General features: G+C 63.1%; 8 protein-coding genes. 1 reads left to right on the top strand and 7 read right to left on the bottom strand.

What is annotated here, in order from left to right; translation table 11 throughout:
• Nucleotides 1-22: 22 nt before the first annotated feature.
• Nucleotides 23-748, bottom strand: coding sequence for a pirin family protein (locus BOH68_RS10185; protein WP_077377513.1), 726 nt, complete (start codon nt 746-748; stop codon nt 23-25).
• 49 nt (nt 749-797) lie between these two features.
• Nucleotides 798-1,259: a DoxX family protein gene (locus BOH68_RS10180; protein WP_077377511.1), complete on the bottom strand. Its 462-nt coding sequence runs from the start codon at nt 1,257-1,259 to the stop codon at nt 798-800.
• 131 nt (nt 1,260-1,390) lie between these two features.
• On the opposite strand from BOH68_RS10180, the gene BOH68_RS10175 reads away from it, so the two are divergent.
• A complete protein-coding gene (locus tag BOH68_RS10175) occupies nt 1,391-2,332 on the top strand; it encodes a LysR family transcriptional regulator (RefSeq protein WP_077377508.1) in 942 nt (313 codons plus the stop codon).
• A 59-nt stretch (nt 2,333-2,391) separates the two neighbouring features.
• Here the strand turns inward: BOH68_RS10175 and tdh are convergent, their stop codons facing one another.
• The 5 genes from tdh to BOH68_RS10150 all read right to left on the bottom strand — a co-directional run bounded on the left by tdh (nt 2,392) and on the right by BOH68_RS10150 (nt 10,476).
• Nucleotides 2,392-3,417 (bottom strand): L-threonine 3-dehydrogenase, encoded by a 1,026-nt coding sequence (tdh, locus tag BOH68_RS10170; RefSeq protein ID WP_077377505.1) that lies wholly within the window; start codon nt 3,415-3,417, stop codon nt 2,392-2,394.
• Nucleotides 3,414-4,652: a glycine C-acetyltransferase gene (locus tag BOH68_RS10165; protein ID WP_077377502.1), complete on the bottom strand. Its 1,239-nt coding sequence runs from the start codon at nt 4,650-4,652 to the stop codon at nt 3,414-3,416. Before BOH68_RS10165 ends, tdh begins: the two co-directional genes overlap by 4 nt.
• Nucleotides 4,653-4,955: 303 nt before the next feature.
• Nucleotides 4,956-6,434, bottom strand: coding sequence for a BCCT family transporter (locus BOH68_RS10160; protein WP_077377499.1), 1,479 nt, complete (start codon nt 6,432-6,434; stop codon nt 4,956-4,958).
• Nucleotides 6,435-6,714: 280 nt separating this feature from the next.
• Nucleotides 6,715-8,400, bottom strand: coding sequence for a BCCT family transporter (locus BOH68_RS10155; protein WP_077377496.1), 1,686 nt, complete (start codon nt 8,398-8,400; stop codon nt 6,715-6,717).
• Nucleotides 8,401-8,769: 369 nt separating this feature from the next.
• Nucleotides 8,770-10,476 carry a BCCT family transporter gene (locus BOH68_RS10150; protein WP_258038303.1) on the bottom strand — a complete coding sequence of 569 codons (1,707 nt, stop codon included), beginning with the start codon at nt 10,474-10,476 and terminating at the stop codon, nt 8,770-8,772.
• Nucleotides 10,477-10,833: the final 357 nt, after the last annotated feature.

Here is a 10,833-nt window from a genome sequence, read left to right as displayed (position 1 = left end):
CGATGCCATCGGAGGCCGGCTCTCAAGCGGGCAGGTCGAACAGCAGCGCATGTAGACCTCGCGCCTCAGCGAGAGTGGCCTCGGATTCATGATCCAGCGTGACGGCATCCCCTGCGGACAAGGGAAGGCTCTGCTGATCCTTGTCCTTCAGTGTTGCCGTCCCGTCGATGACGTGCAGGTAGTAGCGACGCTGGGGCGCGAAGGGTAGTGCGAGCGAGGTATCCGTGTGTTCCACGCCTTGCAGGCCGATGCGATACATCCGGGCATCCTGATTGATGGACAGGATGCCGTCCACGGCCTCTTGTGGCGGAGCTATCAACAGATCGAGTCCCTCGCGTGCGGTGAAGGGTTGCTGCTGATAGCGCGGCGTCAGGCCCCTGGCATCCGGGGTGATCCAGATCTGCAGGAAATGCAGTGGCTGGCGAGTCGAGGGATTGTACTCGCTGTGCTCGATGCCGCTACCGGCACTCATCAGCTGGACTTCGCCCACTCCCAGGGTGCGATGTGAGCCCATGGTGTCACGATGCTCGATACTGCCTTCCAGCACATAGCTGATGATTTCCATGTCACGGTGCGGATGCGTCTCGAAGCCTGCGCCGGGTGCCACGGTGTCATCATTGAGCACGCGCAGTACGGAGACGCCCATGTGATTCGGGTCATAGTAGCTGGCGAAGGAAAAGCTGTGGCGGCTCTCCAGCCAGCCAAATCGAGCATGACCGCGTTCTGCTGCTGGACGTAACGTGAACATGGCAACCTCCTCAGAGTGTCGTGGTGTCTGCCGGTGAGTGAAGCAGGCTTCAGTCTTCGCGCACGGCGTTGCTGCCCGGTTGCAGTACCCGATCAAGGGACAGCTTGCCGCCGCCGGTGATCATGAGGCTGGCCGCGATGGTCAACAGGGCCAGCGCGTACTCGAAGCCGTTGTTGCTCATGAACAGGCCATTGCCGATATGCACGGTCAGGATGGCGATCAGCATCGTGAAGACCAGCACGGCAGCTGCCGGGCGCGTCAGCAGGCCGATGAGAATGGCCAGTCCGCCGAAGAATTCACCGCTGCCGGACAACAGTGCCATCAGGTAGCCGGGCTCGATGCCCATGGAGGCCATCCACTGCCCCGTGCCTTCCAGGCCATAGCCGCCGAAGGCGCCGAACAGTTTCTGTGACCCGTGGGCCATGAAGATGATGCCGGTGGGCACGCGCAGCACCAGGCTTGCGAGGCTCGTGTCAGTGGACACCAGGCGAGAGAAGGCGGATTTGAGCATGAGTGGCTCCAGGGATCAGGTAAGGGGTGGATTTTCAAATCAGTGTGTCTGATCGATGGCGCTACTATAAAATGAGGTGTCACAGAAAAATAACGGAGGATTCTGGTCTGATTGATCAGAATTTTTGAATCATGGTCTCACCCATCACGCTGGACGCGCTGCGCGTACTGGATGCCATTGACCGACGTGGCAGTTTCGCCGCGGCCGCCGAGACACTGCACCGCGTGCCCTCGGCGATTTCCTACTCGGTGCAGAAGCTGGAGGAAGAGCTGGGCGTGCCGCTGTTCGACCGTTCGCGCCGCAAGGCCGAACTGACCGATGCCGGACGCCTGGTGCTGGAGCATGGGCGACGCATTCTGCTGGCCACCGATGAGATGACGGCGCTGGCGCGTCAGGCGGGGGCGGGATGGGAGGTCGAGCTGCGTATCTGCGTCGATTCCATCCTTGAACCGGACGCGCTCTATCCGCTGTTGGAGGAGTTTCAGGCCATCCAGCCGCGTACCCGGGTGGTACTCGGTGAGGAGGTGATGGGGGGCGCCTGGGAAGCGTTGCATGACAACCGCTGTGATCTGGTGATCGGAGCGCCCGGCGAGGCACCGGTATCGGGGTTGTCGAGCCGAGTGTTCGGGGCGATCGAGCCGGTCTTCGCCGTGGCGGCCGGTCATCCGCTGACGCATCTGCCGCAGCCGCTGTCCGCCGACGCCCTGCGTGACTATCCCACTGTCATCGTGGCCGACAGTTCGCGCAGCTTGCCCGGGCGCTCTTCGGGGCTGCTGGATGGTCGCAGTCAGATCATCGTCAAGACCACGGCGCAGAAGATAGACGTCCAGCGCAGGGGGCTTGGTGTCGGCTATCTGCCGTTGCACCGGATTCGTCAATCACTGGAAGACGGCAGTCTCACGGTGCTGCCACTGGAGACGGATCGTGCGCCGATCGATCTCTCCCTTGCCTGGCGCAGTGGCCGTCAGGGCAAGGCGCTCAAATGGATTCTCCAGCGTCTCTCGGCTCCCGGCATGGGCGAGGCCTTCGGGCTGTTACCCCGCGAGGCGACGACTGACCGGCACGCGCTCTGACGATCGGGGGCAGACGATCGGGAGCTGACTGGCGTGGGGGAGCAATCGAGCAAAAGCCCTCAGGACCAGTCGAGCACCACCTTACCCGACTGACCGGAGCCCATGATCTCGAAGCCCTGCTCGAAGTCATCGACGCGCAATCGATGCGTGATGATGGGCGAGAGATCCAGCCCGGACTGGATCAAACTGGCCATCTTGTACCAGGTCTCGAACATCTCACGGCCATAGATGCCCTTGATGGTCAGCCCCTTGAAGATGACCTTGGTCCAGTCGATGGCCATCTCGCCGGGGGGAATGCCCAGCATGGCGATCTTGCCGCCGTGGTTGATGACATCGAGCATCTGACCGACGGCTGACGGCACGCCGGACATCTCCAGCACTACATCGAAGCCCTCATGCATGTCGAGCTCCGCCATCACCTCCTTCAGGGATTCGCGGCTGACATTGACGGTGCGGGTCGCGCCCATCCGCTCGGCCAGTGCCAGTCGATAGTCATTCACGTCGGTGATCACCACGTGGCGAGCCCCGATATGGCGGATGACCGCCGCCGCCATGATGCCGATGGGCCCGGCGCCGGTGATCAACACGTCCTCGCCGACCACATCGAAGGCCAGCGCCGTATGCACGGCATTGCCGAAGGGGTCGAAGATGGCCGCCAGGTCATCGCTGATCTCATCCGGCAGCTTGAAGAGGTTGTAGGCGGGCAGGGCGAGGTATTCGGCGAAGGCACCCGGACGGTTGACGCCCACGCCCTCGGTATTGCGGCACAGATGGCGACGCCCTGCGCGGCAGTTGCGGCAATGGCCACAGGTGATGTGCCCTTCGCCTGAGACCCGATCACCGATCTCGTAACCCCGCACTTCGCTGCCCAGTGCGACGATTTCCCCCGCATACTCATGACCGGTGACCATCGGCACCGGCACGGTCGCCTGTGACCACTCATCCCATTGATAGATGTGCATGTCCGTGCCGCAGATCGCGGTCTTGCGGATCTTGATCAGCACATCGTTGTGGCCGATTTCCGGTACCGCCGTCTCGGTCATCCAGATCCCGGGTTCGGGCTTGAGCTTGGCCAGCGCCTTCATGCATCACCTCCTGTCGCAGGCCCGATCACGCCCATCTCGCGGCCGATGCGCGTGAAGACCGAGACGGCCGTGTCGATCTGCTCCGGGGTATGCGCCGCCGAGAGCTGGGTGCGAATGCGCGCCTGTCCCCTGGGCACCACCGGATAGGAAAACCCGATCACGTAGATGCCGGCCTCCAGCAGCCGATTGGCGAAGTCACCTGCCAGGCGTGCATCGCCGATCATCACCGGAATGATGGCGTGGCCGGCGCCCGCGAGGGTGAAGCCGGCGGCCTGCATGCCGGTGCGAAAGCGTTCGACGTTCTCCCACAGCTGATGGCGCGGCTCGGCGCTGTCCTCGATTCTGTCCAGCGCCTTGAGGGTCGCTGCCACGATCGGCGGCGCCAGCGAGTTGGAGAACAGATAGGGGCGTGAGCGCTGGCGCAGCCACTCGACGATGGGTCCGCGCGCGGCCGTCACACCGCCCGAGGCACCACCCAGGGCCTTGCCGAAGGTGGTGGTGATGATGTCGATCTGGTCCATCACGTCATGATATTCGTGGCTGCCACGCCCGTTGTCGCCGACGAAGCCGGTGGCGTGGGAGTCATCCACCATCACCAGCGCGTCGTAGCGGCGGGCGAGCTCGCAGATGCCCTTGAGATTGGCGATCACGCCATCCATCGAGAAGACACCGTCGGTGGCGATCAGCTTGAAGCGTGCGCCAGCCGCGTCCGCCTCCTTGAGGCGGGCCTCGAGTTCGCTCATGTCATTGTTGGCATAGCGATAGCGGCTGGCCTTGCACAGCCGTACGCCATCGATGATGGAGGCGTGGTTGAGCGCATCGGAAATGATGGCGTCTTCAGGGCCGAAGAGTGTCTCGAACAGGCCACCATTGGCATCGAAACACGAGGAATAGAGGATGGCATCGTCCATGCCCAGAAAGGCCGCGAGGCGCTTTTCTAGCACGCGATGCTGATGGTGAGTGCCGCAGATGAAGCGTACCGAGGCCATGCCGAAGCCGTCACGCTCCAGCGCCTGTTGCGCGGCCGCGATCAGCTCGGGGCTGTCGGCCAGGCCCAGATAGTTGTTGGCGCAGAAGTTGATGACCTGGGCGCCTTGTCCCTCGTCTTCATCACTGGCGGAAACCTGGATGCTGGCACGCTGGGGCGAGGTGATCTCGCGCTCCTGCTTGTAGAGGCCCTCTTCATGCAGCGCATTGATCTGACGGCTGAGGTGGTCGTGGAAACTGGCTGGCATGCGTCGCTCCTGTCTGTCGTGATCCTGTCGCTTCCGATGGACGCTGTACGCCTGGGGGAAACGTAGTGACACACACTTCAGCCTAGTAGGTCGTTGTCAGCACAGCAGGGCTCTGTCGGCGTCGAGGGCGCAAGACCCGCCATTCCATTCCTGGCAGGTGACGAAAAAAGGCGGGCATCAGACATGACACGGCCCTGCAACTCATTCGAGGGCAGGGCCGTTGTGCTGGAAGATTGCGTTGCGCCAGATCGTTGTCCCGGATTGCGTCGGCACGCGCTACGGCGTACCTCACGCCATGGCGGTTCAGCGCTGGGTAAGTGGCACCGATGCCGGGATGGCCTGGGAGGCGCGATCACGGCGTACGCGGATCACGAAGGCGATCACCAGGGCGAAGATGCCGAAGGCGACCGGTATCGCGGCGACCGAGATCAGGCTCAGCAGGGTCTTGTAGACATCGCCGCCCAGCCAGCTGACCACGATGGCCAGGGCGGCCATGGCCATGATCCAGAAGGCGCGTGAGCGCTTGACGGTCAGCATCTCGCAGACCAGTCCTGCCGAGTCAGCACTGGTGATGAAGAACAGCAGGATGTTGAGCGTCAGTATCACCGAGAGGATGCCGGTGGTATCGATGGTATCGATCAGCTTGAACACGTCCTCGACGCCCAGGCTGAGGCTGCCGAGACCGAACACCACGAACCACAGGCACGAGAACAGGGTCGGCACCAGCATCACCCCCAGCACCATGCCACGCAGGGTACGGCCCTTGGAGATGCGCGCCACGAAGACGCCGGTGAAGATGAACCAGCCGTACCAGGCAGCCTCGAAGGCATACAGCCAGTCGGCCAGCCACGCCTTGCGCTCCGGATCACCCAGGCCGATGTCGGTGGCCATCGCCGGGTACTTGAGCAGGTATTCCGGCACCAGACGCACGAAGGTGGAAACGATGTCGCCGGGGACGGTCAGCACCAGCACGCCGATCATCAGAATGATGGCGAACAGGGTGTTGTAGTTGCTCAGCCACTTGATGCCGCGCTTGAGGCCAGAGGCGGAGGAGATGATGGCGCATACGGCCAGCACGCTGATGATCAGGGTCGGGCTGAACTCGATGCCGACCAGCTTGACCAGCCCCTGCTGGATCGGGGTGGTCGCGTAGGTGAAGGACAGCGACAGGCCGATGACGGTGGAAACGACGAGGCTGACCAGGTTGAGCTTGCTCCACAGGCCATTGCCCAGCAGTTCTTCGGCGGGCTTGGTCATCTTCATGTTGTACATGGCATGCGCGAACAGCGCGCCGATGGCCAGATAGCCCGCCCAGGCAAGCAGGCCCCAATGATTGAAGGCATTGAGCAGTGCCATGTCGGTGCTCTGTCCGGCATCGGTATGGTACTTGGGTTCCAGCACGCCCCAGGTGAGCAGGCCGATGCCCATGCCTGTGGCAAACAGCATGCCCATCCAGCTCAGGGTGTGGAATTCCGGTTCGCCTTCACCGAAGCGCAGCTTGCCCAGCGGCGTGAAGCACACCGCGACCATCACCAGCGAGATGGCGAAGGCCGGCCAGGTGAAGATGAAGCCGAGATTGCCGATCACCGAGGTCTTGACGGTGTCGAGGGCCGCGAGGAATCCCGTCGGGAAGAGGGCGGCGGCGCCGATCAGCAGCATGATGACCGCGACGGTAGCGATCGAGGTCAGGTACTTGCCCTTGGCGGAGTCTGTGTCCCCCAGGCCGCAGACGGAATCCGTGGTGGCCTCGGGCTGGCGGGAGGAGGAAGTGTCGGTCGTCATGAGAGCGCGATTCCTGAAGTTGTTGTTGTCGAACTGGCAAGCTGACGGCAGCAAGAAGTCGTCAAGAGAGGGCAGATAACGATGGCTGACTCCTGTGGGTGGCAAGGACCTCATAAGCCTATCTTGCCCTCTGGTTAATTTTTGGTTATTGGCGACCAGTATTTGCCATAACGCGACATTATGAGTCTCGTGGGACGCCTGACGTGAAAGACATGCCTCAAGGCCCGCCGTTGCCTGCTGGCACGACGGGCCCGGGTCGAGTGAGGGGCTTAGAGCGGGCTCAGGGGCCTGTGTGATGCTGGGCGGGTTTCTCGAACCTTTTCAGTGCGTTGCCGGATTCCTGATAGAGCGCCACCAAAAGGCCCATCGTCATTGCCACGATCACGAAGCTCATCGGCAAGGCGGCGGCCATCAGGATGGTCTGCAGTGCCTTGAGGCCGCCTGCCATCAGCAAGGTACCGGCCACCAGTCCGATGCAGATGCCCCAGAAGATGCGGTGACGCGCCAGCGGCTCCTCATCGCCCAGCGACAGGATGGTGGTGACCACCAGGGTGCTGGAGTCGGAGCTGGTCACGAACCAGCTGATCAGCAGGAAGATCAACAGCGAGGAAAGGATGACTCCCAGCACGCCGTTGCCGGCCAGGGCATCGGCGGTGGCGAACAGGGCTTCCGGCAGATTCCAGTTGCGCACCAGCGTCATCAGCTCGCCGGTCCCCGGGCCCATGGCGGCCGTCAGCTCCTGATGCAGCCCGGTACCGCCGAACAGCGCCTGCCAGAGGAAGATGATCAGCGGTGGGGCGATCAGCACGCCGAGGATGAACTCGCGCAGGGTGCGCCCCTTGGAGATACGCGCGATGAACAGGCCGATGAACGGGGCCCAGGCCAGCCACCAGGCCCAGTAGAAGATGGTCCAGCCTTCCTGCCAGCTGCTCTCGCCCGGGGTCTGGGCGACCCAGAGTCCCATCGGCACCACGTCGCGCAGATAGGCCAGCAACGTCTCGCCGAACAGCGAGATCAACCACAGGGTGGGGCCGCCGATCAGGAAGCTGCCGACCACGAGCACTGAGACGCCGATGTTGAGCTCGGAGATGAAGCGGATGCCGCGCTTCACGCCGGAGACGGCTGACGCGATGGAGATCACGCTGATGGCGGCGATCAACGCCAGCTGAGTGCCGAGCCCGGCATCCAGTCCGGTGAGGCGGTTGAGCCCGACGGCGATCTGGCTGACGCCGAGACCCAGCGAGGTCGCGATTCCGAAGACACAGCCCAGTACGCCCATGATATCCACGGCGTGACCGATGGGACCGTAGATGCGCTCGCCGATCAGCGGATAGAGCGCCGAGCGCAGTGCCAGGGGCAGGTGATGGCGGTAGGCGAAGTAGGCGAGTGTCATGCCGACGACGCCATACACCGCCCAGCCATGCAGGCCCCAATGGAAGAAGGCCACCTTGAGGGCCTCGACGGCGCGGGCATGGTCCATGCTGGTAGCGCCGGCCAGATCCGCGTGCGGGTTGTTGGGGTGCCCGAAGCCACCGGAGTCGTCGAAGTAGAACAGTGGCTCGGCGACCCCGAAGAACAGGATGCCGATCCCGACGCCTGCCGAGAGCAGCATCGAGATCCAGGTGAAACGCGAGAACTCGGGTCTGCTGTCCCTGGGGCCGAGTCGCAGGCTGCCCCAGGGAGACACCACCATGACCAGTGACAGGGCGATCATGCCCACGACCAGGATGAGGTAGTAGGTGCCGAAGGTGTTCTCGATCCAGGCGCGGGCGGCGCCGAACAGGGCAGAAGAGGCCTGCGGACTCAGGCCGGCACCGACCACGAAGGCCAGCAGCAGGCCGGCAGCGGTGAGTGTCATGCCCTTGTGCATGCCCTTGAGCGGGCCGCGGGTCTCAAGGCGCTGCGTCAAATCAGGGGGGATGCCGCGGTGAGCGGACTCTTGCGAGTCCTGTTGGGCGGGTGTCATGGGAACACTCCTTTATTGTTGTGATTGTTGTCTCGCACTACCTGTGTGGAACGTTCTGGACATCAGACATCGACACGTTCTAAGGCTAGAGCGTCGTCCCCGTTCATTTTCTCCCCAAACGAAGTCCAGTTAGCTGAACGCGTCATGCGGCAAGCGTCAGGCCGGCTTTTCGGATATTTTCTCGCTGGAAGCCTGCAGTGCCTCGGCGCTCAGGGGCCCTCCGAGAGAGGCTGGAAGAGGATGTCCGGGAGCCAGAAACGCCAATCCCCGCCGGGCCTTGTGGCCTCAAGCGGGGATTGGTGTCATGCGGGTGCCGGCATCAGGTCATGGCAGGAGCCGTGACCGGCATCGGTCAGACTGACCGGCGGATCAATTCAGGCCCGTGTCGGAGGAGGCGCGGCGACGTGCCTTGAGCGCCATGCGCGATTCCTCGATCAGGGCGATCAGAAGACCCAGTGTCATGAGCAGAATGACCAGGCTGACCGGCAATGCCGCCGCCATCAGCACGGTCTGAAGGGCTTTCAGGCCGCCGGCCATCAACAGGACGGCAGCGACCGAGCCGATGCAGACGCCCCAGAAGATCCGGTGGCGCGCCAGCGGCTCCTCATCGCCCATCGACAGGATGGTGGTGATGACCAGGGTGCTGGAGTCGGAGCTGGTCACGAACCAGCTGATCAGCAGGAAGATCAGCAGTGAGGACAGGATGACGCTCAGGGTGTCATTGGCCACCAGTGTATCCGCCGTGGCGAACAGCGCCTCCGGCAGGTTCCAGTCGCGGATCATGCCCATTAGTTCGCCGGTTCCCGGGCCCAGGGCTGCGGTCAGTTCCTGGTGCAACGCGGTGCCACCGAACAGCGCCTGCCAGATGAAGATGATCAGCGGCGGTGCGATCAGCACGCCCAGCACGAATTCGCGCACGGTGCGGCCCTTGGAGATACGGGCGATGAACAGGCCGATGAACGGCGCCCATGCCAGCCACCAGGCCCAGTAGAAGATGGTCCAGGCATCCTGCCAGTCGCGTTCCAGCGGCGTGCCCGCCACCCACAGGCCCATGGGAATGACGTCACGCACATAGGAGACCAGCGTCTCGCCGAACATGCTGATCAACCACAGTGTCGGCCCCCCGATCAGGAAGCTGCCCACCACGATGACGGAGACGCCTACGTTGAGTTCGGAGATGATGCGGATACCCCGGCTGACCCCCGAGACGGCAGACGCGATGGAGATGGCGCAGATCACGGCAATCAGCACCACCTGGGTGTAGATGCCGGAATCCAGCCCGGTCAGGCGATTGAGGCCGACGGCGATCTGGCTGACGCCCAGGCCCAGCGAGGTGGCGATACCGAACACGCAGCCCAGTACCCCCATGATGTCGACGGCGTGGCCGATGGGGCCATAGATGCGATTGCCGATCAGCGGATACAGCGCGGAGCGCAGTGCCAGCGGCAGGCCGCGGCGATAGGCGAAGTAGGCCAAGGTCATGCCGACGATCACATAGACCGCCCAGCCATGCAGGCCCCAGTGGAAGAAGGCCAGCTTGAGCGCATCCACGGCGCGCGCATGGGTCATGGCGGTGTGGCCGGCGAGGTCCGCGTGGGGGTTGTTCGGGTAGCCGAAGCCGCCGGAGTCATCGAAGTAGAACAGCGGCTCGGCGACCCCGAAGAACAGGATGCCGATGCCGACGCCTGCCGAGAGCAGCATCGAGACCCAGGTGAAGCGTGAGAATTCGGGACGACTGTCCGGTGCGCCGAGGCGCAGGTTGCCCCAGGGAGAGAACACCAGGGCGATGCACAGCCCGATCAGTCCGACGATGGTGACGAGATAATAGGCGCCGAAGGTGGACTCGATCCAGGCGCGGGCGGCGCCGAACAGACTCGCGGACATGTCGGGTGCCAGGCCCGTGGCCAGGACGAAGAGCAGCAGCAGGCCCGCTGAGGTCAGGGTCATGCCCTTGTGCATGCCGGTCAGCCAGCCTGAGGTCTCGACCTGCACGCTGGAACTGGCGTCGGGATAGGGCAGAGGGGCGGTATTCGTGGAATCGGGAGAGGACGCGGGGTCGGATTGGGAAGGGGTCACGCAGTAACTCCTGTTCGAGCTGGTCAAAGGGCCAGCGATCCCTGTCTCGGTCGAGGCATCGGGGATATCGACCGCTCATCCGGCACCATTATTGTTGTCGTATTGGCAACGAGAAGAGATGAGGAGCGCATTTTGGAAAGAGCAGTTCTTGGCTAACTGCCTAATAACATTACGATATATTATGGATGGAATTGTTTTTGATGGCTACAGCTTCTGGAAAAATCACGCTAGGCCAGAAGCGGGTCGGGCAAGCGGGACGCGAATCACCGCGACATGATCGCCAGGCGCTCGTACTGAGGCCCCGGGGATGCCCGGGAGGCGGCATGGTGAAGTCTCGACGACAGGTAAATTTCAACA

This window comes from Cobetia sp. MM1IDA2H-1 (genome assembly GCF_002916775.2).
Lineage (GTDB): Bacteria > Pseudomonadota > Gammaproteobacteria > Pseudomonadales > Halomonadaceae > Cobetia > Cobetia marina.
Note: the sequence above shows the minus strand (reverse complement) of the source record. Positions and strands in the feature narration are given on the sequence as shown.

Bases quoted from the DNA above. Each gene is read 5' to 3' on its own strand.
- BOH68_RS10185 (WP_077377513.1), bottom strand. From the start codon at position 748: ATGTTCACGTTACGTCCAGCAGCAGAACGCGGTCATGCTCGATTTGGC.
- BOH68_RS10180 (WP_077377511.1), bottom strand. From the start codon at position 1,259: ATGCTCAAATCCGCCTTCTCTCGCCTGGTGTCCACTGACACGAGCCTC.
- BOH68_RS10175 (WP_077377508.1), top strand. From the start codon at position 1,391: ATGGTCTCACCCATCACGCTGGACGCGCTGCGCGTACTGGATGCCATT.
- tdh (WP_077377505.1), bottom strand. From the start codon at position 3,417: ATGAAGGCGCTGGCCAAGCTCAAGCCCGAACCCGGGATCTGGATGACC.
- BOH68_RS10165 (WP_077377502.1), bottom strand. From the start codon at position 4,652: ATGCCAGCCAGTTTCCACGACCACCTCAGCCGTCAGATCAATGCGCTG.
- BOH68_RS10160 (WP_077377499.1), bottom strand. From the start codon at position 6,434: ATGACGACCGACACTTCCTCCTCCCGCCAGCCCGAGGCCACCACGGAT.
- BOH68_RS10155 (WP_077377496.1), bottom strand. From the start codon at position 8,400: ATGACACCCGCCCAACAGGACTCGCAAGAGTCCGCTCACCGCGGCATC.